This window comes from Streptomyces sp. NPDC079141 (genome assembly GCF_040686775.1).
Lineage (GTDB): Bacteria > Actinomycetota > Actinomycetes > Streptomycetales > Streptomycetaceae > Streptomyces.
Genome location: NZ_JBFBLP010000006.1, coordinates 24,361 through 46,967, shown reverse-complemented (window position 1 = coordinate 46,967; position 22,607 = coordinate 24,361). Strand labels below are relative to the sequence as shown.

Genomic DNA, 22,607 nt, shown 5'->3' with positions numbered 1-22,607 from the left:
GCGGCGGCATGGGTTTGTGGAGATGGAGGAAGCAGGGGCCGAAGGCCGTCCGCCGGTACCCCGTGCCGCTGACCGCGCACCAGCTGTGGATGGTGTCGCTGAGCGCGCCGGTGAGCCGGGACCGCAACGCCTCGCGGAGCACCCTGTACCCGTTCACGCGCATCGATGACGACGCGGCCCGGCGGTGGCTGGCCGAGCAGTGGGGCATCACCTCGCGCGAGGCCCTGGCCGGCCGGCTCGACGAGCTGTCCCGCACCGGCTACCGAGCCCGCGCACACCGCCTCACCGGCGTCTCGCCGCTCGCCTGGGACGCCGCCCTGTACGTCGACATCTCGCGCCGGGGCTTCGGCTGCGGGCTGCTCAGCGAGGCCGACGCCTGGACCGCGCTGAAGAACATCGTGCCGGCCGTGGCGCGGACGTACGGCTCGTGGCGGGAGTACGCCGACCACTATCTGCTGGGCCGGAAGGTCTGGCAGGACGGGCTGCGCGGCACCGCCGACGCCGGCTTCCCGGCACCGCAGGCGGACGCGGACGCACACCTGCGGTCCCTGCTGGACCCGGCGAACCGCGCCAGCCCCTGGAACCAGGCCCCCTGGGACACCATCACCCACCCCGACCGCGCCCGCTGACCGTCGGCGTACGGGAGAATGGACCCATGAGTCTGTTCCGCGACGACGGCATCGTGCTGCGTACGCAAAAGCTCGGTGAAGCCGATCGCATCATCACCCTGCTCACGCGTGGCCACGGGCGGGTGCGTGCCGTGGCGCGTGGCGTGCGGCGGACCAAGTCCAAGTTCGGGGCGCGGCTGGAGCCGTTCTCCCATGTGGACGTGCAGTTCTTCGCGCGGGGCAGTGAGCTGGTCGGCCGTGGGCTGCCGCTGTGCACCCAGAGCGAGACGATCGCGCCGTACGGGGGCGGGATCGTCACCGACTACGCCCGTTACACCGCCGGGACGGCCATGCTGGAGACCGCCGAGCGGTTCACCGACCACGAGGGCGAACCGGCCGTCCAGCAGTATCTGCTGCTCGTCGGCGCCCTGCGGACGCTGGCCCGGGGCGAGCACGCGCCGCATCTCATTCTCGACGCGTTCCTGCTGCGGTCGCTCGCCGTCAACGGGTACGCCCCGAGCTTCGGCGACTGTGCGAAGTGCGGCATGCCGGGGCCGAATCGCTTCTTCTCGGTCGCCTCCGGAGGCTCGGTCTGCGTCGACTGCCGGGTGCCCGGTAGCGTCGTACCTTCGCCGCAGACCCTGGAACTGCTCGGTGCGCTGCTTACGGGAGACTGGGAGACGGCGGACGCCTGCGAGGCGCGCCACGTCAGGGAGGGCAGCGGGCTGGTGTCCGCCTATCTGCACTGGCACCTGGAGCGCGGGCTGCGCTCGCTTCGGTACGTGGAAAAGTAAGGGAGACGAGGAGCACATGGTCGTACGCGGGATCCTGGGGCGGCAGCATCGGGAGTACAGGGCGCCGGAACCGCATCCGTCCGGGGCCCGTGCGCCGAAGCTCCCCGGGGAGCTGATCCCCCGCCATGTGGCGATCGTCATGGACGGGAACGGGCGCTGGGCCAAGGAGCGCGGGCTGCCGCGCACCGAGGGCCACAAGGTCGGTGCCGAGCGCGTGCTGGACGTTCTGCAGGGCGCGATCGAGATGGGCGTCGGGTCGATCTCGCTGTACGCCTTCTCCACCGAGAACTGGAAGCGTTCGCCCGACGAGGTGCGCTTCCTGATGAACTTCAACCGGGACTTCATCCGCAAGACGCGGGACCAGCTCGACGAGCTCGGGATCCGGGTGCGGTGGGTCGGGCGGATGCCCAAGCTGTGGAAGTCGGTCGCCAAGGAGCTCCAGGTCGCACAGGAGCAGACCAAGGGCAACGACAAGCTGACGCTGTACTTCTGCATGAACTACGGCGGCCGTGCGGAGATCGCGGACGCGGCGCAGGCGCTGGCGGCGGATGTGCGGGCGGGGCGGCTCGACCCGTCGAAGGTCAACGAGAAGACCTTCGCGAAGTACCTCTACTACCCGGACATGCCGGACGTGGACCTGTTCCTGCGGCCCAGTGGTGAGCAGCGCACGTCCAACTACCTGCTCTGGCAGAGCGCTTACGCCGAGATGGTCTTCCAGGACGTCCTGTGGCCCGACTTCGACCGTCGTGACCTGTGGCGCGCCTGCGTGGAGTTCGCCTCCCGCGACCGGCGCTTCGGGGGTGCGATCCCCAACGAGGAGCTGCTGGCCATGGAGGGTGAGCAGCAGTAACGGGATCGGGGGCGCCCACGGCGCCCCCGAGTCAGTTGTCGGTGCCCGCGCAGTCCGCGCATGTGCCGAAGATCTCCACCGTGTGCGCCACGTTCACATAGCCGTGTTCCGCCGCGATCGCGTCGGCCCACTTCTCCACGGCCGGGCCCTCGACCTCCACGGCCTTGCCGCACACCCGGCAGACCAGGTGGTGGTGGTGTTCGCCGGTCGAGCAGCGGCGGTAGACGGACTCGCCGTCGGAGGTGCGCAGGACGTCGACCTCGCCGGCCTCGGCGAGGGACTGGAGCGTGCGGTAGACCGTGGTCAGCCCGACCGAGTCGCCCTTGTGCTTGAGCATGTCGTGCAGTTCCTGCGCACTGCGGAACTCGTCGACCTCGTCGAGGGCCGCCGCCACGGCGGCCCGTTGCCGGGTGGAACGGCCCTTCACGGGCGGTCCAGCGGTCGTCACGTTGCCTCCTACACGTCTGCCTGCCGGGCCATTGTGCCAGCCCGGCCTGTCACCGGTCAGACGCCGACCTTTCCGTCGGTGCCCCGACTGGCCGGAATCGTGCACTCTGTGGGGTCGCCGGCGCCCTGCGCGGCGGCCAGTGCCCGCGCGCGGCGCCGGGCGAGCGGCGCGGCGAGCGCGGTCAGCAGGATGAACGCCGCGATCGTCAGCAGCACGATCGTCGCGCCGGGCGGTACGTCCTGGTAGTACGAGGTGACCGTGCCGCTGATCGTCACGGTCACGCCGATGGCCACCGCGATCGCGAAGGTCGCGGCGAAACTGCGGCTGAGCTGCTGGGCGGCGGCCACGGGGACCACCATCAGCGCCGAGACCAGCAGCAGGCCGACCACGCGCATCGCGACGGTCACCGTCACCGCGGCCGTGACCGCCGTCAGTAGGTTCAGGGCGCGGACCGGGAGGCCCGTGACCCGCGCGAACTCCTCGTCCTGGCTCACCGCGAACAGCTGGCGGCGCAGTCCGACGGTGACGAGCACCACGAAGGCCGCCAGGAGGCAGATCGCCGTGACGTCCGACTCGGACACCGTCGACAGCGAGCCGAAGAGGTACGACGTCAGGTTCGCGTTCGAACCCGTCGGCGCGAGGTTGATGAACATCACGCCGCCGGCCATACCGCCGTAGAAGAGCATGGCGAGGGCGATGTCGCCGCGGGTCTTGCCGTACCAGCGGATCAGCTCCATGAGGACCGCGCCGAGGACGGAGACCAGCGTTGCCATCCACACCGGGGACCAGGACAGCAGGAAGCCGAGGCCGACGCCGGTCATCGCGACGTGGCCGATGCCGTCGCCCATCAGGGCCTGGCGGCGCTGGACCAGGTAGATGCCGACCGCGGGGGCCGTGATGCCGACCAGGACGGCGGCCAGGAGCGCCCGCTGCATGAAGGCGTAGTTGAGGATTTCCATCAGCTGAGCAGTCCCGTGCGAATCGGTTCGGCGCCCGCCGGCGCGTGCGGGTGGACGTGGTCGTGGCCGGGCAGCGCGTGCTGGCCGACGGCCTTCGGCGGCGGACCGTCGTGTACGACGCAGCCGTCGCGCAGGACCACCGCGCGGTCGATCAGCGGCTCCAGGGGGCCGAGTTCATGGAGGACGAGCAGCACCGTCGCACCGGCCGCGACCTGTTCGCGCAGCGTCGCCGCCAGGACCTCCTGGCTGGCCAGGTCGACGCCCGCCATCGGCTCGTCCATGATCAGCAGTTCGGGATCGGCGGCGAGCGCGCGGGCGATCAGGACGCGCTGGTGCTGGCCGCCGGAGAGCGCGTCGACGGAGTCCTTCGCGCGGTCCGCCATGCCCACCAGCTCCAGGGCCCGGCGCACCGCCTCGCGGTCCGCCCTGCGCAGCAGGCCGAAGCGGGCGCGGGAGAGGCGGCCGGAGGAGACGACCTCGGTCACCGTGGCCGGGACGCCGCCCGCGGCGGTCGTGCGCTGGGGGACGTAGCCGATGCGGTGCCAGTCGCGGAAGCGGCGGCGCGGGGTGCCGAACAGGTCGATCTCGCCGGCGCTGACCGGCACCTGGCCGATGACGCTGCGCACGGCCGTCGACTTGCCGGAGCCGTTGGCCCCGAGCAGCGCGACGACCTCACCGCGGGACACGGTGAGGTCGATGCCGCGCAGGACGGGCCGCGAGCCCAGCTCGGCGCGTACGCCGCGCAGGGATATGACGGGCTCGCTCACGAGGTCCTCCGTAACGATCACTTGGCGCCTAGAGCGGTCTGCAGCGCCTTGAGGTTGGACTCCATGACCTGGAAGTAGTCGTCGCCGCGGGACTTGTCCGTGATGCCCTCCAGCGGGTCGAGCACATCGGTCTTCAGGCCCGCGTCATCGGCAAGGGTCTTCGCGGTCTTGTCGGAGACCAGTGTCTCGTAGAAGACGGTGGTCACGCCGTCCGCCTTCGCCTCCTCCTGGAGCTCCTTCATCCGCGCCGCGCTCGGCTCGCTCTCCGGGTCCAGGCCGGAGATGGCCTCCATGGTCAGGCCGTAGCGCTCGGCGAGGTAGCTGAACGCGGCGTGGTTGGTGAAGAAGACCTTGGTCTCGGTGTTCTTCAGGCCGTCCTCGAACTGGGTGTTGAGGTCGCCCAGCTTCTTGACCAGGTCCGCCGTGTTCTTCTTGTAGTCGGCCGCGTTGTCGGGGTCGGCCTTCTCGAAGGCCTTGCCGACGCCCTCGGCGACCTGGGCGTAGCGCACCGGGTCGAGCCAGATGTGCGGGTCGAGGGCCGACTCCTCCTCGCCGGAGTGCTCCTCTTCCTCCCCGCCGTGACCGTGGCCGTCCTCCTCCAGGTTGCCGTGGTCCTCAAGGGTGGTGAGGCTCGCCGCGTCGATCTTCGTCTTGACCTCGGACTGGGAGATCGCCTCGTCGACGGAGGGCTGCAGGCCCTTGAGGTAGAGGGCCGCGTCGGACTCCTGGAGCTGCGCGGTCTGCTTGGCGCTGATCTCCAGGTCGTGCGGCTCCTGGCCGGGCTCGGTCAGGCTGGTGACGTTGACGTGGTCGCCGCCGATCTGCTCGGCGAGGAAGGCCATCGGGTAGAACGACGCGACGACGTCGAACTTCTCCGTGTTGCCCGCGGCCGCGCTGTCGGAGGAGCAGGCGGAGAGAGTGCCGAGACCGAGAGCGGTGGCCGCCGCGATCGCGATCCCGGATATGTGCTGTCGTCGTACGTTCATGACAGTCATTTTCAGCAAAGATGGAAACCATTGTCAACAAGCGTGAGCGGCCGCCCACAGAGCGCTACCGATTTGATTGAGGGGCAGCAGGCGCCGGTACCCTGGAGCATTCGCTGGAAGCAACTCGCTTCGTCGCCCGTCGTCGTAATGAAGAGAGCACCGTGGCCGCCGACAAGATCGACACCATCGTCAGCCTGAGCAAGCGCCGTGGCTTCGTATTCCCGTGCAGTGAGATCTACGGCGGTCAGCGTGCCGCCTGGGACTACGGACCGTTGGGTGTCGAGCTCAAGGAGAACCTGAAGCGTCAGTGGTGGCGTTACATGGTGACGTCGCGCGAGGACGTGGTCGGTATCGACTCGTCCGTGATCCTGGCCTCCGAGGTCTGGGTGGCCTCCGGTCACGTCGCCACCTTCACTGACCCGTTGACCGAGTGCACCTCCTGCCACAAGCGGTTCCGCGCGGACCACTTGGAGGAGGCGTACGAGGCCAAGAAGGGCCACCTCCCGGAGAACGGCCTCGCCGACATCAACTGCCCCAACTGCGGTAACAAGGGCCAGTTCACCGAGCCCAAGCAGTTCTCGGGTCTTCTCTCCACCCACCTCGGCCCGACCCAGGACTCCGGCTCCGTCGCCTACCTGCGTCCCGAGACCGCCCAGGGCATCTTCACCAACTTCGCCCAGGTGCAGACCACTTCGCGCCGCAAGCCGCCGTTCGGCATTGCCCAGATGGGCAAGTCGTTCCGCAACGAGATCACGCCCGGCAACTTCATCTTCCGCACCCGTGAGTTCGAGCAGATGGAGATGGAGTTCTTCGTCAAGCCGGGCGAGGACGAGAAGTGGCAGGAGTACTGGATGGAGCAGCGCTGGAACTGGTACACCGGTCTCGGCCTGCGCGAGGAGAACATGCGGTGGTACGAGCACCCGCAGGAGAAGCTCTCCCACTACTCCAAGCGCACCGCTGACATCGAGTACCGCTTCCAGTTCGGCGGCAACGAGTGGGGCGAGCTGGAGGGTGTCGCCAACCGCACCGACTACGACCTCGGCGCGCACTCCAAGGCCTCCGGCCAGGACCTCTCCTACTTCGACCAGGAGGCCGGCGAGCGCTGGACTCCGTACGTCATCGAGCCCGCGGCCGGTGTCGGCCGTGCCATGCTCGCCTTCCTGCTGGACGCCTACGTCGAGGACGAGGCCCCGAACGCCAAGGGCAAGCTGGAGAAGCGCACGGTGCTGCGCCTGGACCACCGCCTCGCCCCGGTGAAGGTGGCCGTCCTGCCGCTGTCCCGCAACCCGGAGCTGTCCCCGAAGGCCAAGGGTCTCGCCCAGGCGCTGCGGCAGAACTGGAACATCGAGTTCGACGACGCCGGCGCCATCGGCCGCCGCTACCGCCGCCAGGACGAGATCGGCACGCCGTACTGCGTGACGGTCGACTTCGACACGCTTGAGGACAACGCGGTGACGGTGCGCGAGCGTGACTCGATGAAGCAGGAGCGGGTGTCCCTCGACCAGATCGAGGGCTACCTGGCGCAGCGCCTGCTGGGCTGCTGAGCGCTCCGCTGGAGGTGCCGCGTCGGGCCGTCGGTCGGCTGCGGCACCTTCGTGGCTGGTCGCGCAGTTCCCCGCGCCCCTTCGGGGCGCTGCCGAACCGCAGGCGACTCTGCCCAACCTCCTGAGTTCTGCCTCGCACCGCTTGATTGGCCCTTGATACGGGTCCCGTTGTGGACCTGTATCAAGGGCCTTCGTGTTACCAGGGTGGGGCGCATGAGCCTCGCTTTTCTCCTCACCACCCTCGTGGTGGTCGCGACGCCCGGTACCGGCGTCGTCTACACGCTCGCCGCCGGACTCTCCCGCGGGCGCCGCGCGAGCGTCGTCGCGGCGTTCGCCTGCACGCTCGGAATCGTGCCGCACGTCCTGGCCACCGTCACCGGTCTCGCCGCGCTGCTGAACGCCAGTGCGGCGGCCTTCCAGATCCTCAAGTACGCCGGTGTCGCCTACCTCCTCTACATGGCCTGGGCCAGCGTGCGGGACAAGGAGGCGATCGACGTCGACCCGGACGCCACCCCGCTGTCCGCGGGGCGCGTGATCGTGCGCGGTGTGCTGATCAACCTTCTCAACCCGAAGCTGACGATCTTCTTCTTCGCGTTCCTGCCGCAGTTCGTGAACCCGGACGAGCCGCACAGCGTCCTGCGGATGCTGGCGCTGAGCGGGGTTTTCATGTTCGCCACGTTCGTGGTGTTCGCCGTGTACGGGGTACTCGCGGCGTCGGTGCGCAGCCAGGTGATCTCGCGGCCCCGGGTGATGGCGTGGCTGCGGCGGACCTTCGCGGGTTCGTTCGTGCTGCTGGGGGCGAAGCTGGCGACCGCCGAGCGATGACCGGCGCTTTGCATCTGCCGGATGACAGCTGACAGATTTCAGATGACAGATATTGAAATCTGTCAGCCGTCATGTCATGGTGGACGCATGACGACACAGACCCGCACCCTCGGAACCACCGGCCCCCAGGTCTCCGCCCTCGGTCTCGGCTGCATGGGCATGTCCGCCCTCTACGGCGAGGCCGACCGGGCCGAGTCCATCGCCACCGTCCATGCCGCCCTGGAGGCCGGTGTGACCCTGCTCGACACCGGCGACTTCTACGGCATGGGCCACAACGAACTGCTGATCGGCGAGGCCCTGCGAAGCGCCCCCGCCGCCCACCGCGAGCAGGCCCTCGTCAGCGTGAAGTTCGGCGCCCTGCGCGACCCCGACGGCGGCTGGAGCGGCTACGACGGCCGGCCCGCCGCGGTGAAGAACTTCGCCGCCTACTCCCTCCAGCGCCTCGGCGTCGACCACATCGACGTCTACCGGATCGCCCGCCTCGACCCGTCCGTGCCGATCGAGGAGACCGTCGGCGCGATCGCCGAACTCGTCGAGAAGGGGTACGTCCGCCATATCGGCCTGAGCGAGGTCGGCGCCGACACGATCCGCCGGGCCGCCGCGACCGCCCCGATCTCCGACCTCCAGATCGAGTACTCGCTCATCTCCCGCGGCATCGAGGAGGACATCCTGCCGGCCACCCGCGAACTGGGCATCGGCATCACCGCGTACGGCGTCCTGTCCCGCGGGCTGATCTCCGGCCACTTCACCCCCGACCGGCAGCTCGCCGCGAACGACTTCCGGGCGATGTCGCCCCGCTTCCAGGGCGAGAACCTCCAGCACAACCTCGACCTGGTCGAGGCCCTGCGCAAGATCGCCGAGCAGAAGGGCGTGAGCGTCGCGCAGATCGCCATCGCCTGGGTGCTGGCCCGGGGCGAGGACATCGTTCCGCTGGTCGGCGCCCGCACCCGGCAGCGGCTGACGGAGTCCCTCGGCGCGCTCGACGTCACGCTGGACGCGGCCGACCTCGCCGCGATCGAGCAGGCCGTGCCGTCCGGCGCCGCCGCGGGCGACCGCTACCCGGCCGCGCAGATGTCCCACCTCGGCACGAAGTAGTGCCGCGGGCGCCAGGTACGGTCTCCCTCATGGCAGCGACCTCCGAAGCCCTGACCGCCGAGCGCATCCTCGAAGCCACCGAGGAGGTGCTGCGCAGGCACGGCCCGGCCAAGGCCACCGTGGTGGACGTGGCCCGTGCGCTCGGCGTCAGCCACGGCAGCGTCTACCGCCACTTCCGTACGAAGGCGGTGCTGCGCGAGGCGGTGACCAAGCGGTGGCTGGACCGCACCTCGCAGGCGCTGTCCGGCATCGTCGCCGCGACGGACCGCGACCCGGAGTCCCGGCTGCGCGCCTGGCTGCTCGGCCTGTTCGACGCCAAGCGGCACAAGGCCGGTGACGACCCCGAGCTCTTCGCCACCTACACCGTGCTGACCACGGAGAACAGCGACGCCGTCGACGAGCACATCGCCGACCTCACCGGCCAGCTCGCCGAGATCGTCCGCTCCGGCGTGGAGTCCGGCGCCTTCACCGCCGAGGACCCCCTCGCCACGGCCCGCGCCGTCTTCCAGGCCACCGGCCGGTTCCACGACCCGGGCTACTACCGGGAGTGGGTGCGGCCGGTGGTCGACGCGGAGTTCGAGGCCGTGGTGGACCTGCTGGCCAGAGGGCTTCGGGCCTGAGAGCCCGGCTCACCCGTCCTTGGCCGCCCGCCCCAGGAACGTCGCCGCGCCCGGCTCGGGCACCTCGATCTCATGGAAGCCCATACGGTCGTAGAAGGCCCGCGCCCGGGTGTTGGCCGTGGCCATGGCCAGGTGGACGGCAGGCACCCCGGCGTCCTGGAGGGCCTGGAGGAACGTCCGCATCAGGGCGCGGCCGTGGCCCTTGCCCTGCCAGTCGGGCAGCAGGTCGATGTGCAGATGCGCCGGGTAGGCGAGCAACTCGGGCAGGACCATCCGCTCGGGGTGGTGCAGCAGCCAGGCGATCGTCTCGTCGGGGGTTCCGGTCCCGGGCGGGCCCTCGGGCTCCGGGTAACGGTCCGCGACGGACGGCAGCCACTTCGTACGGAAGTCTGCGGCGAAGCGGGGGGTGTCGGCGGTGCCGAGGATGTAGCCGACGGCCTCCCCCTCACCGTCGTCGAGGACGAAGGCGAGCTCCGGCTCCAGGTGGACGTACGGCGCGGCGAAGGCCGCCGGGAAGACGCCGGGGTCCCTGTAGAAGGGGCGGCTGTCCTCGCCGTTGTGGGCGGTGCGGATACAGATGTCGTCGAGGGCGGGCAGGTCGGCGGGTCGGTAGGGGCGTATATGGGTCACGCGGGAATGGTGCAACTTTGGGAGCGCTCCCACAAGAGGGTTGGGAGCCCGGGGTCCTCGCCCCGGGCCCCCGTCAGGCCGCTGATGGATCCACCGTTGCCTGATGCGCCTCCGCCAGATGCTCCTCCGCCTTCAGCCACGGCAGGAACTGGGCCGAGATCCGCCACCCGCACGTCTCGCATCTGATCGTCCGCTGCACTCCCGTACGCCGTACCCGTACGACGTGCTCGCGTCCGTGCTGGTCCCAGCGGGTCACCTTGCTCGTGTCGATCTGCGGCATGACGCCTCCAGAGTCCGGGAAAGCCAAGGAGGAGTGTGCAGCAAGACCAACATCAACAGGTGCTCATTCACACCGAGTTGGCCAAGCTGTGCTCTGGCAGCCGCAGGCTCAGCAGCCCGGTAGCGGCCACTCCCGCCAACTGCACGACCAGCGTCGTCACCAGGGCGACCCGCATCCCGTGGCCCGGGACCAGGGAGAGGAAGAGCGTGCCCAGGGTGGCAACTCCCAGGGCCAGCGCCGACTGTTGAGTGGTGATCATCACCCCGCTGCCGACGCCGGCCCGGGCGGGCGGCACCTCGGACAGGACGATCCGGAAGACGACGGGGAGCTGGAGCGCCTGGCCCGCGCCGGCGATCGCCACTCCGGGCAGCATCTCGACCGGCCCCAGATCGGGCCAGGAGTACCAGGCGGTGACGGCCAGCAGACCGATCCCCACCCCCTGGAGCACGGCACCGGCGGTCACCACACGGGTGCCGTACCGGGTGACCAGACGCGGTCCGGCGAGCGAGACCAGGAAGAACACCACCGCCATCGGCGCGAGCGCCAGCCCCGCCGAGACCGGGCCGAGGCCCGCCCCCTCCTGGAGCGCCACCGCGATCACGAACATGAAGCCGCTGAAGCCGATCGAGAACGGCAGGATCAGCACCAGACCCCGCCGCAGCGAGGTGAGCGCGAACAGGCTCGGCGGCACCAGCGGCGTACGGCCGCGCCGGTCCGCCCCGCGTTCCACCGCGTAGAACGCCGCCGCCGCGAACGGGAACGCGGCCAGCGACAGCCACGTCCACAGCGGCCAGCCCGCCGCCCTGCCCTCGGTGAGCGGGGCCAGCAGGGTCAGCAGGGCGACGGCCAGCAGGACCGTGCCGGGTCCGTCGACCGGCTCCGGGCGCTGCGAGCGGGTCTCGGGGACGGCACGGGCGGCCAGCACCAGGGCGAGGAGGACGACGGGCGCGTTCACCAGGAACACCGAACGCCAGCCGGTGCCCGCGACATCGGCGGCCACCAGGACATCTGCCCCGCCACCATGGACAGCCCGGCAGTGGCGCCGTACAGGCCCATGGCCTTCGCGCGGCGGGGGCCGGCGGTGGCCGACTGGATGGTGGCGAGCACCTGCGGCAGCATCGCGGCGGACGCGGCGCCCTGCGCGACACGGGCCGCGACGAGCGTCCACGCGGTGGGGGCGAGCCCGCACGCCAGCGAGGTCAGCCCGAAGGCCGCCATGCCGCCCAGGAAGAGTCGGCGCCGGCCGAACAGGTCGCCGAGCCTGCCGCCGAGGACGAGCAGAACGGCGTAGGCGAGGCCGTAGCCGGCGACCACGAGTTCGAGGACGGACTCGCTCGCCGAGAGGTCCTGGCCGATGGTGGGCAGGGCCACGTTGACGATGAAGAAGTCGATGAGAGGGAGGGCCGCGCCCAGCAGCACGGTGAACAGTCCGAGGCCGCCGAGCACGGGCGGTGCCGAGGTGGTCCGGGCCTGGGGTGAGGTCGTGGTTTCGGTCACGCCCCGAGCCTGCGCCCGCGCCGAGGCTGGTACCAGAGTGTTCTTATCCTGGTAGAAGGACTACCTGGAAACAGGGTCCGGGCGGCGGCAGGCTGGGGGAATGACGACCATGGCCCAGGAACAGGCGGTACGGGAGCCGGCGGCACCCCGCGGCCGGGAGGCGGACGTCCGGCGGCACGAACTCGCCGCCTTCCTGCGCCACCGCCGCGAACACGTCACCCCCGAGCAGGTCGGCCTGCCCCGCGGCCGCCGGCGCCGCACGCCGGGACTGCGCCGGGAGGAGGTCGCCCAGCTCTCCGCGGTCGGCGTCACCTGGTACACCTGGCTCGAACAGGCCCGTGACATCCAGGTCTCCGTCCAGGTCCTCGACGCCCTCGCCCGCACCCTGCTGCTCGACCCGAGCGAGCGCACCCACCTCTTCCGGCTGGCCGGAGCGGTGGACCCGACCCCGGCCACCGCCTGCCCGTCGGTCACCCCCGCCCTGCGGGCCGTACTGGAGCAACTGGAGCCGTATCCGGCGTGCCTGCAGAACAGCCGGTACGACATCCTCGCCTACAACCGCACCTACGGGCTGCTGCTGTGCGACCTCGACGCGGTGCCGCCCGAGGACCGCAACTGCATGCTCCTGTCCTACACCCACGAGGAATGGCGCTCGTCGATCGTCCACCTGGAGGAGGTCCAGCGCCTGATGGCCGCCCGCTTCCGCGCCACCATGGCCGGCCATCTCACCGAGCCCGCCTGGAAGATGCTCCTCAAACGCCTGCGCACGGAGTCCCCCGACTTCCGCGAGGTCTGGGCCCGCCACGAGGTGGTGGCCCACCGCACCAAACGCAAGGAGTTCCTCAACCGGCATGTGGGGCGCGTGGTGGTGGACCACACGGATCTGTGGCTGAGCCCGGGGGCCGGGCCGCGGATGGTGACGTATGTGCCGGCGGACGAGGAGTCGAGGGAGCGGCTGGAGCGGCTGCACCGCATTGCGCTGGCGAGGTAAACCCACTCAGGGGCGCGCTGTATCGAATTGCTGCATGCCGACCCGGGACGTCTCGCGCACCTCCACGGACTCCAGCCGCTCAGCCGTACGATCGGCAGTCCTCCGCGCCCAGGGCCCACTGGTCAACGCGCCCACCAGCAGAACCGCGACACCGCATCCCGTCAGGATCCACCACCCCGGCACCGCGGCCGACACGAACGTCTCCCGGTACGACGACGTCCCCACGCCCGCCGCCAGCACCGCTCCGATCACCGCGACGCCGAGGGTCTGGCCCAGCTGGCGGCTGGTGGAGGCGACGGCGGCTGCGACGCCTGCCTGGGCGCGGGGCATGCCGGATACCGCGGTGTTGGTGATGGGGGCGTTGACGAAGCCGAAGCCGATGCCGAACAGGACGTAGCCGGTGAAGAGGGTGACGTTCGAGGTCTCCGCGTCGAACGCGGCGAACAGTGCCGCGCTGGAGGTCATCGCGACGCCCGCGATGAGGAGGGGGAGGCGCGGGCCGCGGGTGCCGACCAGGCGGCCGGAGAGCGGGGCGCACAGGAAGGTCGGGACGGCCATGGGGAGCATCCACAGGCCGGCGTGGAGGGCGTCCAGGCCGCGGACGTTCTGGAGGTAGAGCGTCGAGAGGAAGAGGAAGCCGCCGAGTGCTGCGAAGGCGCTGATCGCGATCACCGTGGCGCCGCTGAACGGTGCCGAGCGGAAGAAGCGCAGGTCGATGAGGGGTTCGGCGCGGCGGGGCTCGTACCAGAGGAGGCCGGCCAGGGCGGCTGCGGCGAGGGCGGCGAAGGGCAGCACCGCGGCGGTGCCGGTCGCGTTCGGCGCCTCGATGATCGCGTACGTCAGTGCGCCGAAGAGCGCGATGACCAGGAGCTGGCCGACCGGGTCGGCGCGGCGGGCCTTGGGGGCGCGGGACTCCGGGATGTGGCGGAGGGTGAGGAGGAGGGCGGCGAGGCCGACGGGGATGTTGACCCAGAAGATCGAGCGCCAGCCGACGGAGTCCGTGAGCAGTCCGCCGACCAGCGGGCCCGCGGCCATCGAGATGCCGACCACCGCGCCCCACACCCCGATCGCGCGGGCCCGTTCGCGCGGATCCGTGAAGGTGTTGGTGATGACCGACATGGCGACCGGGTTGAGCATCGAACCGCCCACCGCCTGGATCATGCGGAAGACGATCAGCGCGTCCAGGCTGGGCGCCATCGAGCACAGGGCCGAGCCGATGGTGAAGATGATCAGGCCCGCCATGAAGACGCGCTTGCGGCCGATGCGGTCGGCCGTGGAGCCCGCGAGCATCAGCAGGGACGCGAGGACGAGCGTGTACGCGTCGATCGTCCACTGGAGGCCTGCCGTGCTCGCGTGCAGCTCCTGCTGCATCGAGGGCAGGGCCACGTTCAGGACGGTGTTGTCGAGGCTCACGATCAGCAGGCTCATACAGCAGATCGCGAGCACCAGCATGCGTCGGCGATGGCTGAGCTCGGGCATGTGCCTCATCGTACGCCGATTTCGATAGTGCGGCTAACTAATGAATTTTACGAACTCATTGCACGGCACAATGGAGGAATGCCCACGACCGCCTCGCCCCTGCAGATCGGCCCGCACACCGTTCAGCCGCCCGTCGTCCTGGCCCCCATGGCCGGGATCACCAACGCGCCCTTCCGCACCCTGTGCAGGGAGTTCAGCGGGGGCAAGGGGCTGTTCGTGAGCGAGATGATCACGACTCGGGCGCTGGTCGAGCGCAACGAGAAGACCATGCAGCTCATTCACTTCGACGCGAGCGAGAAGCCCCGGTCGATCCAGCTGTACGGCGTGGACCCGGCGACCGTCGGCAAGGCCGTCCGCATGATCGCGGAAGAGGGTCTCGCCGATCACATCGACCTCAACTTCGGCTGCCCGGTGCCGAAGGTCACGCGCAAGGGCGGCGGGTCCGCGCTGCCGTACAAGCGGAACCTGCTGCGCGCCATCCTCCGGGAGGCCGTGACCGGCGCCGGGGACCTGCCCGTCACGATGAAGATGCGCAAGGGCATCGACGACGACCACATCACCTACCTCGACGCCGGGCGGATCGCCGTCGAGGAGGGCGTGACGGCGATCGCGCTGCACGGGCGGACCGCCGCCCAGCACTACGGCGGCACGGCCGACTGGGACGCCATCGCGCGGCTGAAGGAGCATGTGCCGGAGATCCCCGTGCTCGGCAACGGTGACATCTGGTCGGCCGAGGACGCGGTGCGGATGGTGCGGGAGACGGGGTGCGACGGCGTGGTCGTCGGGCGCGGGTGCCTTGGGCGGCCCTGGCTGTTCTCCGACCTGGTGGCGGCTTTTGAAGGGCGGGACGCCGACATCGCGCGGCCCTCGCTGCGAGAGGTCGCCGACGTCATGGTCCGGCACGCCACGCTGCTCGGGGAGTGGATCGGGGACGAGGCGCGGGGCGTCATCGACTTCCGCAAGCACGTCGCCTGGTACCTCAAGGGTTTCGCGGTCGGTTCCGAGATGCGCAAGCGGCTGGCGATCACGTCGTCGCTGGCGGAACTCCGGGCCGGGCTGGACGAGTTGGACCTCGACCAGGCGTGGCCGGCCGGCGCCGACGGTCCCCGCGGCCGTACGTCCGGCAACAACCGGGTGGTGCTGCCGGACGGCTGGCTGAAGGACCCGTACGACTGCGCGGGCGTGAGCGAGGACGCGGAGCTGGACACGTCCGGGGGGTGATCAGCCCTCCGACGGGTGCGGGGTGGAGCCGTAGGCCGTCAGGAAGCGGTCGCGGAAGGTGTCCATCTTCCAGACCGGGGCGTCGGGGGCCGGCTTCAGGCCGTCCGTCCAGTTCCAGGCGGTGATCCTGTCCAGGACCTCGGGGTCCTTCGCCACGATCGACACCGGCACGTCCCTGCTGGCGTTGTTGCCGCTGACCCGGGCTATCGGCTGGTGGTCGCCCAGGAAGACCAGGACCGTGTCCTTCGTGCCGTAGCGCTCCAGCCACTGGGTGAGGGCGGTGACCGAGTACTCGATCGACTTGCCGTACTCCTCACGGGACTTGGTGGTGTCCGTGACGACGTCCTGCGGGCTCTTGCCCGCCTTCTCGATCGGGTCGAAGAGGGAGCCGTCGCCCAGGTCGTCCCAGTCGACCAGCTTGGGGATCGGGGCCCAGGGCTGGTGACTTGAGGTGAGGATGATCTCCGACATCAGCGGCTTGTCGCGCTTCTTGCCGTGGACCAGGCGCTGGAAGGCCTCCAGGGTGTACTGGTCCGGCATCGTCGACCAGCTGAACTTGGGGCCTTCGTAGCCGAGTTGGAAGGCGTTGTAGACCTTGTCCAGGCCGTAGAAGTCCGCCTCCGGCCAGGCCTTCTGGACGCCCGGCATGATGCCCACCGTGTCCCAGGCGCCCGTCTTGCGGAACGCCTTGGTGAGGGTGAGGTGGTCGCCGGTCGTGACCGTGCGGTAGCGCTGCTGGTTGTCGATCCACAGGCCCGACAGGAACGTCGAGTGGCCGAGCCAGCTGCTGCCGCCGTACGTCGCCGACGTCAGCCAGCCGCTCCTGGCCCGGTAACCCGCCTTCTCCAGCGCCGCGGTGCTTGTGTCGAGGGTTCTGTTGACGCCGGGCGCCATGATGTCGTCCTCGATCGCGCTGCGGCCGTAGCTCTCGATGAAGGTGAAGATGACGTCCTTGCCGCGCAGGTCGGGGACGAGCTGGGCGCCGGGGGTCGCCCCGAAGGTGTCCTCCTTCGCCTCCTTCGCGAACGCCGCCTCGTCCCTGAGGGTGTCCTGGACGCGGCGGGCCTGCATCGCCAGCGCGGAGGCGGCGCGGTCGGAGGCGACCGGCAGGCCGGCGACCTGGAGGCCGAGGGTGGCGCAGGTGATCCAGACGGTGCCGGCGACGAGGGTGGCCTTGGTCGCGGATTGCTTGTGGGCGGCGAGGAGTTGGGCCAGGCGGACGGTTGCCAGGGCGGTGGCGAGCGGGATCAGTACGACGAGGGCTACGGCGGCGATGGCGGCGAACAGGGCCGTGGTGCCGCCCATCGAGTCCGCCGTGTAGGCCTGGGCGTCGTCGAGGAGGGACCAGTCCAGGACGAGGTTGAAGCCGCGGCCCAGGTAGGCGCGGAAGCCCATGTCGAGGAGGTTCAGGATGGTCAGGGCGCCGAGGGCGGTGCCGGCGACGGCGGCCAGGGCGATGCGGGGGCGGCGGGGGAGGGCCAGCAGGACCGCCGCGCCGATGATCGCCTCTCCCGGGATGCGGGTGAAGCGGTTGGGGCGCAGGGCGGCGAAGCTGTTGGGCAGGAGGAGGGCGGTGAGGACGAGGGCGGCGGAGAGGGTGGTGAGGATCAGGGGCCAGGGGGTGGTGCGTTTTACGGCCTCGGCTTCGCCTTCGGCCTTTGTGTTCCCACCCGCACCACCCGTGCTGCTTTCGTCGGCGGGTGCGGGTGCGGGTGCGGGCCTGTCGAGGGGCGTCGGCTCATCGGTTCTGCCGGGCAGTTGACGAAGACGCGTGAAGACAGGCACCCGAAGGTCCTTCCGTGCGAGACCCGTTGGCGGAACGTGGGGCGGGCCCGGAGCCCGTCGTCATTCCGTACGGCCCGGTCCCCGCCCCTGTTCACAACCGTGGGCAAACGCCCGGCAAACCTTCTCCCCTGGCTCTACGCCCCGCCCACTGCCGTCAACAGAGCCAACGGCGCCGCCGCCGACCGGGACTCCCGTACGCACGCGTGCGGGTACGGCACCGGCTCGGCGTGGACGTCGCGGCCGTACCCGGCCAGGACTTCCGGGAGCCGGTGTCCGGTCACCGTCGCCGCGTCGACCAGGCCGTGGGCCACCGTGCGGGCCTCGTCGTGCAGGCCGTAGCGGGCCAGGCCCAGGGTGATCAGGGCGTTGTCGTGCGGCCAGACCGAGCCGCGGTGGTAGGAGAGCGGGTGGTAGGCGGGCTGGTCGGCGGCCAGCGTGCGGACGCCCCAGCCCGAGAAGAAGTCCGGTTCCAGCAGGCGGCGGCCCACCAGCTCGCCGTACTCCTTGTCCAGCAGGCCGGACCAGAGGAGGTGGCCGGCGTCCGAGGCCAGCGCGTCCACCTGGCGGCCCTCGCCGTCGAGCGCGAGCGCCGGGAAGGAGCGGTCCGGCATCCAGAAGTCCCGCTGGAAGCGGTCCCGCAGGTCGCCCGCCGCCTGTTCCAGGAGGGCCGCGTAGGTCTCGTCCTCCCACACCGTGCGCGACAGCCAGGCCGTGCGGCGCAGGGCGTCGTACGCGTAGCCCTGGGCCCCCGCCGCCATCACCGGGCCGCTTGCGCGGGTGCCGTCGGACCAGCAGATGGCGCCGGGGGAGTCCTTCCAGTTCTGGTTGGCGAGGCCGCCCTGGTCGGCGCGGTAGACGAGATAGCCGCGGGAGGTGAGGCCGCCGTGGTCCAGCATCCAGGCGATCGCCGCGCGGGCGTTGGGCTCCAGGCGTCGGGCCAGCGCGGCGTCGCCGGTCTGTTCCACGTAGGCGCCGAGGAGGACCAGGAAGAGCGGGGTGGCGTCCACCGAGCCGTAGTAGCGGCCGTAGGGGACCTGGCCGAAGTGGGCCAGCTCGCCGTGGCGCACCTCGTGCACGATCTTGCCGGGCTGGGACACCGAGAGGGCGCCGGTCTCCGTGGCCTGTGTCGCGGCCAGCGCGGGCAGGGTGGCGGCGGCCAGGCCGGGGCGGTAGGGGAGGGCGAAGAGGGAGGTGAGGAGGGCGTCGCGGCCGAGGAGGGTGAGGAACCAGGGGGCGCCGGCGGCCGGTACGCGTACTTCCTCGCCGTCGAGTCCCGTCGCCGGGACCTGGAGCGAGGCCAGGTCCGCGAGACCGCGGGCGCAGGCGGCGGCCAGCTCGGGCCACCCGGTCGGGAAGGCCACGTCCGCCACGAACTCGCCCTCCAGCGCGAGGAGTTCCTCGTTGAGGGCGGCGGGGGAGCGCGGGACCCGCAGGGCCCGCTTGTCGCCGTGCGGGCGGGCCATCACCCGCAGGGCCAGCTCGGCCGTGCCGTGCGGCGCCAGGTCCAGGGTCCATACGAGGCGGCGGGCGCCGGTGCCCGTCTCCTCGACGCCGTCCGGGGCGGGCTCCGCCGAGACCGTCGTACACGATCGCCATTCGCCGCGCTGGTAGGCGAACTCCACGCCGTGGTCGAGGACTTGGCGGGAGCGGGTGGCGCCGGTCTTGATGTAGGTGCGGTAGTCGGAGCGCAGTTCGAACTGGTCGGTGAAGTCGGCGTCGGCAGTGATCGCGAGGCGGAGGGTGGTGGGTACCGGGCGGTTGCTCGTCACCCGCAACGACTCGACGAACGCGCCGTCCCCCACCGCCTGTTCGCGGAAGAGCGTGTAGGCGGGGGGCTCCTGGCGCCCGCCGCGCGGTACGAGCACACAGCGGGCCGTGTCCCCGTCGGCGACCGGGGTGAGCGCCTCGGGGACCGCGCCGTCCACCGTCAGCTGCCAGCGGCTCAGGTGCCGGGCGTCCCGTACGAACAGTCCGTCCGGGGAGCTGCCGCCCCGGACGCCGCTGATGTCCCCGCCGTCACCCACGGCAGCGAACGTCCCCCCGTGCACGAGCAGATGATGCCGGTCCGTCATCCCCGGTCCCCTCCCTTGAGCTCCTTGACGCCGTGTGTGTCCCATGCGGGCTCTTCGTGCAGCAGGTCGAGCGTGAGCGCGGCGGTCCAGCTGAAGTCCGCGGTGCCGCAGGGCTCGCCGGTGTACGGATCGACGTACTCCGCGAAACCGGAGGTGTCCGCGAGTTCCAGTACCGCCTCGCGCAGGCCGTCGGCGAGGAGCTGCTCGCCGTGCGTGCGCAGGCCGCGCTCCACCAGCCACGCGGTGTTGAACCAGGCCGGCCCCCGCCAGTACCGGTGCGGATCGAAGGCCTCGCCGAGCAGGTCGTGGCTCGGGACGAGGCGGGTGGTGGTGCCCAGGCCGAAGTGCGGGCCGCGGGCCGTGCGGACGAGGGCGGCGACCACCTCGCGCGGGAGCGTGGGCAGCAGCAGGGGAATCAGGCCGGAGACGCTGCGCTCCGGGATCAGCTCTCCGGCGCGTACGTCCCGGCAGAAGAACATCCCCTCGGCCGGATCCCACAGGCGCTCCAGCAGGGCCCCCGTCAGCCGTTCCGCGCGCGCGTGCCGGGCCGTGCCGGTGGCGCCCAGTTCGCGGGCGATGCGGGCGAGGGCGTGCTCGGAGGCGATGAGGAGGGCGTTGAACGCCGGGTCCTCCACCGCGAAGTCGCTCACGCCGTCGGCGTAGGCCCGGTCCCGGTAGTCCGTCGCCAGGCGCACGTACCTGCCGTAGTCCAGGTCCGTCGGGCGGTCCTCGGGGGCGCCGTGGTCGAGGTCGGCGCGGCGGAAGGAGCGGGCCGGGGCGGGTGTGATGCGGGCGAGCGGGGCGTCCCAGCAGGGGCTGTTGTCCATACCCTGTTCCCAGGGGTGCACGACGGAGGCGAGGCCTGACGCGCCGAGGTCGCGGCGGTGCAGCAGATAGCGGTGCCAGGCGGCCAGCCGGGGATACATCCGGGTGAGAAAGCCCCGCGCCCGGGACAGGCCCGGGTCGGCGCAGTGCACCAGCCAGGCCGCCAGCGCGTGCACCGGTGGCTGCACGATCCCGGAGGTCTGTACGGTGCGCGGGGCGCCCGCAGCGCGCCCCGCGGTCGAGGAGCGCCAGAAGTCGGGGCTCGGGAAGTACGCGTCGAGCGGTACGGAGGGGTTGAAGACGATGTGCGGGATGCGCCCGTCGCCCCACTGGGCGTCCAGCAGCGTCTCCAGCTCCGTCTGGGCCCGTAACGGCGACAGGTGCCTGAGGCCGATCGCGATGAACGCCGAGTCCCAGGACCACTGGTGCGGATACAGGCCGCGCGAGGGCACGGTCGACGCCCCCGTCCAGTTGTCCGCCAGGACGCGGGCGGCGCTGACGTGCAGCGAGTTCGCCTCGGTGGCCGGATCGTATGCAATGCCGCCCGGTGACGGACGGGCGATGAGCTGGGCGGTGCGATCCACTCGGGGCTCCCCGAAGACGAGTCGGCCGATCGGTTCGGCAGTGGCTACCGTAGGGTTACGTCTATTTAACACGCAAAACTCAATATGTAATGCAAGCTTGGGAAACACAAGGGGGTGCGCATGACTGGTCGGGGTCAGGTCAGCGCCGGCGATCTGCTGGAACTCGTGCGCAGCGGCCGGGCCACGACGCGTGGTGCCCTGCAACAGGTCACCGGGCTGTCCCGGGCCACCGTCGGACAGCGCCTCGACCGGCTCTTCCGCGCGGGCTGGCTGCGCGAGGGCGCCGGCGGGCCGGTCGACTCGCCGCTGGGCGGGCGCCCCTCCATCACCCTGGAGTTCGACGACGCGCACGCGATCGTCCTGGCCGCCGACCTCGACACCCGGCACGCGCGCGCGGCCGTCCTGACGCTCACCGGCGAGATCCTCGCCGAGCACGGCGGCACCCTGGTCGTCGAGGACGGGCCGGAGGCGGTGCTCGGGGAGCTGGGCCGTTGGTTCGCGGAGCTGCTGGAGAAGGCCGGGCACCGGGCGGACGAGGTCTGCGGCATCGGCCTCGCGGTACCCGGGCCGGTCGACAGCGAGACCGGCCGGGTCGTCCAGCCGCCGATCATGCCGGGCTGGGACGGCTACGACATAAGAGGCCGCCTCGCCAGATCCTTCAGGGAGCACACCGGGGCCGGGTCGGTACCGGTCCTCGTCGACAACGACGCCAACCTCATGGCCTACGGCGAACAGCGCACCGGCTACCCGGGCTGCTCGGCGTTCGTGCTGGTGAAGGTGTCCACGGGTATCGGCGCCGGCGTCGTCGTGGGCGGCTCGGTGTACCGGGGCATCGACGGGGGCGCGGGCGACATCGGGCACATCCGGGTGGGCACGGACGCGCTGTGCCGGTGCGGGTCCTACGGCTGTCTCGCCGCCGTCGCGAGCGGTGGCGCCGTGGCGCGGCGGCTGGCGGAGGCCGGGGTGCCGGCCGCCTCCGGCTCGGATGTGCGCGATCTGCTGGCGGCCGGGCACCCTGAGGCGGTGGGGTTCGCCCGGGAGGCGGGGCGGCAGGTCGGGGACGTACTGGCGACGGTCGTGACGCTGCTCAACCCCGGTGTGCTGATGATCGCCGGAGATCTGGCCGGAACACCCTTCCTCACGGGTGTGCGCGAGCTGCTCTACCAGCGGGCGCTGTCCCGCTCGACCGCTCATCTGGAGGTCGTCACCTCGCGACTGGGGGAGCGGGCGGGGCTGGTGGGGGCCGGGGCGCTGGTCGTGGAGCACCTGTACGCGCCGGAGCGGGCGGAGGAACGGCTGGCGGCGCTCGGGGTGTGACGGGCGGACCGCGGGCGCCTCGTGTGACGAGCATGTTTCCGTTCCGAGGCCGTCCGGATCGGCGTCCGGATGGTGAAATTCCGGCGTCTGTGAGCGCGTGATTCTCGCCACCCTTGATAAGGGTTGCGCTCAGATGAGCGGATCAAGGGCGGCTGCACTTCTCCAAGGGGTGGCACCGAGTGCCACCCCTTGATCGTTCATTGATCGAAATCAGGCGTGCTGACACGCGCTCATCAGAGCGGAAATCAGGGTCTACGGGGGTTGATGCGTTCAAGAAGTGAACACAATCGGGGCCTTTGCCTTACCAACCTTTGACTTTCGATCCGGTGGCGGACGCCCGGTTACAGGCGCATGACGCACAAGTGGACGTACCCACGCGCCTTCGATCTGGGTATGTTCCTGGCCGTCAGGGCAGCCACCGGGTCCGCTA

At 70.8% G+C, this 22,607-nt stretch carries 20 protein-coding genes and 1 pseudogene; 10 read left to right on the top strand and 11 right to left on the bottom strand.

Features of this window, described 5'->3' with window-relative positions; translation table 11 throughout:
- Nucleotides 1–8: 8 nt before the first annotated feature.
- Genes AB0Q90_RS18785 through AB0Q90_RS18775 form a run of 3 tightly spaced genes read left to right on the top strand, consistent with a single transcriptional unit; the run spans nucleotide 9 to nucleotide 2,252 of the window.
- Complete coding sequence (locus AB0Q90_RS18785) at nucleotides 9–629, top strand: DUF1266 domain-containing protein (RefSeq protein ID WP_363160127.1); 621 nt, start codon at nucleotides 9–11, stop codon at nucleotides 627–629.
- Between the two features lie 26 nt (nucleotides 630–655).
- On the top strand, nucleotides 656–1,402 hold the full coding sequence (recO, locus tag AB0Q90_RS18780; RefSeq protein WP_363160126.1) for a DNA repair protein RecO: 747 nt from the start codon (nucleotides 656–658) through the stop codon (nucleotides 1,400–1,402).
- A gap of 16 nt (nucleotides 1,403–1,418) precedes the next feature.
- Entirely contained in the window at nucleotides 1,419–2,252 is an 834-nt protein-coding gene (locus tag AB0Q90_RS18775) for an isoprenyl transferase (RefSeq protein ID WP_363160125.1), read from the top strand.
- Between the two features lie 31 nt (nucleotides 2,253–2,283).
- On the opposite strand, the gene AB0Q90_RS18770 is transcribed toward AB0Q90_RS18775, so the two are convergent.
- The 4 genes from AB0Q90_RS18770 to AB0Q90_RS18755 are packed head-to-tail and all read right to left on the bottom strand — an operon-like array spanning nucleotide 2,284 to nucleotide 5,412.
- Entirely contained in the window at nucleotides 2,284–2,700 is a 417-nt protein-coding gene (locus AB0Q90_RS18770) for a transcriptional repressor (RefSeq protein WP_363160124.1), read from the bottom strand.
- A gap of 56 nt (nucleotides 2,701–2,756) precedes the next feature.
- Nucleotides 2,757–3,659, bottom strand: coding sequence for a metal ABC transporter permease (locus AB0Q90_RS18765; RefSeq protein ID WP_363160123.1), 903 nt, complete (start codon nucleotides 3,657–3,659; stop codon nucleotides 2,757–2,759).
- Nucleotides 3,659–4,426, bottom strand: a complete 768-nt coding sequence (locus AB0Q90_RS18760) for a metal ABC transporter ATP-binding protein (RefSeq protein ID WP_363160122.1) — start codon at nucleotides 4,424–4,426, stop codon at nucleotides 3,659–3,661. The genes AB0Q90_RS18765 and AB0Q90_RS18760 overlap by 1 nt, the downstream gene beginning before the upstream one ends.
- Nucleotides 4,427–4,443: 17 nt before the next feature.
- On the bottom strand, nucleotides 4,444–5,412 hold the full coding sequence (locus AB0Q90_RS18755) for a zinc ABC transporter substrate-binding protein (RefSeq protein WP_363160121.1): 969 nt from the start codon (nucleotides 5,410–5,412) through the stop codon (nucleotides 4,444–4,446).
- A 161-nt stretch (nucleotides 5,413–5,573) separates the two neighbouring features.
- Here AB0Q90_RS18755 and AB0Q90_RS18750 point away from each other — a divergent pair, with 161 nt between their 5' ends.
- The 4 genes from AB0Q90_RS18750 (at nucleotide 5,574) to AB0Q90_RS18735 (ending at nucleotide 9,496) form a co-directional block, all read left to right on the top strand.
- A complete protein-coding gene (locus AB0Q90_RS18750) occupies nucleotides 5,574–6,956 on the top strand; it encodes a glycine--tRNA ligase (RefSeq protein ID WP_363160120.1) in 1,383 nt (460 codons plus the stop codon).
- 213 nt (nucleotides 6,957–7,169) lie between these two features.
- Nucleotides 7,170–7,781, top strand: coding sequence for a LysE family translocator (locus tag AB0Q90_RS18745; protein ID WP_363160119.1), 612 nt, complete (start codon nucleotides 7,170–7,172; stop codon nucleotides 7,779–7,781).
- A gap of 87 nt (nucleotides 7,782–7,868) precedes the next feature.
- Nucleotides 7,869–8,876 carry an aldo/keto reductase gene (locus AB0Q90_RS18740; protein ID WP_363160118.1) on the top strand — a complete coding sequence of 336 codons (1,008 nt, stop codon included), beginning with the start codon at nucleotides 7,869–7,871 and terminating at the stop codon, nucleotides 8,874–8,876.
- 29 nt (nucleotides 8,877–8,905) lie between these two features.
- Nucleotides 8,906–9,496, top strand: a complete 591-nt coding sequence (locus AB0Q90_RS18735) for a TetR family transcriptional regulator (protein WP_363160117.1) — start codon at nucleotides 8,906–8,908, stop codon at nucleotides 9,494–9,496.
- A 9-nt stretch (nucleotides 9,497–9,505) separates the two neighbouring features.
- Here AB0Q90_RS18735 and AB0Q90_RS18730 read toward each other — a convergent pair whose 3' ends face one another.
- From AB0Q90_RS18730 to AB0Q90_RS18720, 3 genes and pseudogenes are all read right to left on the bottom strand, one after another.
- Entirely contained in the window at nucleotides 9,506–10,126 is a 621-nt protein-coding gene (locus tag AB0Q90_RS18730) for a GNAT family N-acetyltransferase (protein ID WP_363160116.1), read from the bottom strand.
- A gap of 73 nt (nucleotides 10,127–10,199) precedes the next feature.
- A complete protein-coding gene (locus AB0Q90_RS18725; protein WP_363160115.1) occupies nucleotides 10,200–10,406 on the bottom strand; it encodes a hypothetical protein in 207 nt (68 codons plus the stop codon).
- Between the two features lie 67 nt (nucleotides 10,407–10,473).
- A pseudogene (locus tag AB0Q90_RS18720) lies at nucleotides 10,474–11,903 on the bottom strand (MFS transporter).
- A 100-nt stretch (nucleotides 11,904–12,003) separates the two neighbouring features.
- Between AB0Q90_RS18720 and AB0Q90_RS18715 the strand changes: the two are divergent.
- Nucleotides 12,004–12,894, top strand: coding sequence for a helix-turn-helix transcriptional regulator (locus AB0Q90_RS18715; RefSeq protein WP_363160114.1), 891 nt, complete (start codon nucleotides 12,004–12,006; stop codon nucleotides 12,892–12,894).
- Between the two features lie 6 nt (nucleotides 12,895–12,900).
- Here the strand turns inward: AB0Q90_RS18715 and AB0Q90_RS18710 are convergent, their stop codons facing one another.
- Nucleotides 12,901–14,373, bottom strand: coding sequence for an MFS transporter (locus AB0Q90_RS18710; RefSeq protein WP_363160113.1), 1,473 nt, complete (start codon nucleotides 14,371–14,373; stop codon nucleotides 12,901–12,903).
- A 78-nt stretch (nucleotides 14,374–14,451) separates the two neighbouring features.
- Between AB0Q90_RS18710 and dusB the strand changes: the two genes are divergently transcribed.
- Nucleotides 14,452–15,594, top strand: coding sequence for a tRNA dihydrouridine synthase DusB (gene dusB, locus AB0Q90_RS18705; protein WP_363160112.1), 1,143 nt, complete (start codon nucleotides 14,452–14,454; stop codon nucleotides 15,592–15,594).
- Here dusB and AB0Q90_RS18700 read toward each other — a convergent pair whose 3' ends face one another.
- From AB0Q90_RS18700 to AB0Q90_RS18690, 3 genes are all read right to left on the bottom strand, one after another.
- Nucleotides 15,595–17,379: a CDP-alcohol phosphatidyltransferase gene (locus tag AB0Q90_RS18700; protein ID WP_363160111.1), complete on the bottom strand. Its 1,785-nt coding sequence runs from the start codon at nucleotides 17,377–17,379 to the stop codon at nucleotides 15,595–15,597.
- Between the two features lie 134 nt (nucleotides 17,380–17,513).
- Complete coding sequence (locus AB0Q90_RS18695) at nucleotides 17,514–19,451, bottom strand: glycogen debranching N-terminal domain-containing protein (protein WP_363160110.1); 1,938 nt, start codon at nucleotides 19,449–19,451, stop codon at nucleotides 17,514–17,516.
- Nucleotides 19,448–20,860 carry a trehalase family glycosidase gene (locus AB0Q90_RS18690; RefSeq protein WP_363160109.1) on the bottom strand — a complete coding sequence of 471 codons (1,413 nt, stop codon included), beginning with the start codon at nucleotides 20,858–20,860 and terminating at the stop codon, nucleotides 19,448–19,450. Before AB0Q90_RS18690 ends, AB0Q90_RS18695 begins: the two co-directional genes overlap by 4 nt.
- 120 nt (nucleotides 20,861–20,980) lie before the next feature.
- On the opposite strand from AB0Q90_RS18690, the gene AB0Q90_RS18685 reads away from it, so the two are divergent.
- Complete coding sequence (locus AB0Q90_RS18685; protein WP_363160108.1) at nucleotides 20,981–22,177, top strand: ROK family protein; 1,197 nt, start codon at nucleotides 20,981–20,983, stop codon at nucleotides 22,175–22,177.
- Nucleotides 22,178–22,607 lie beyond the last annotated feature (430 nt).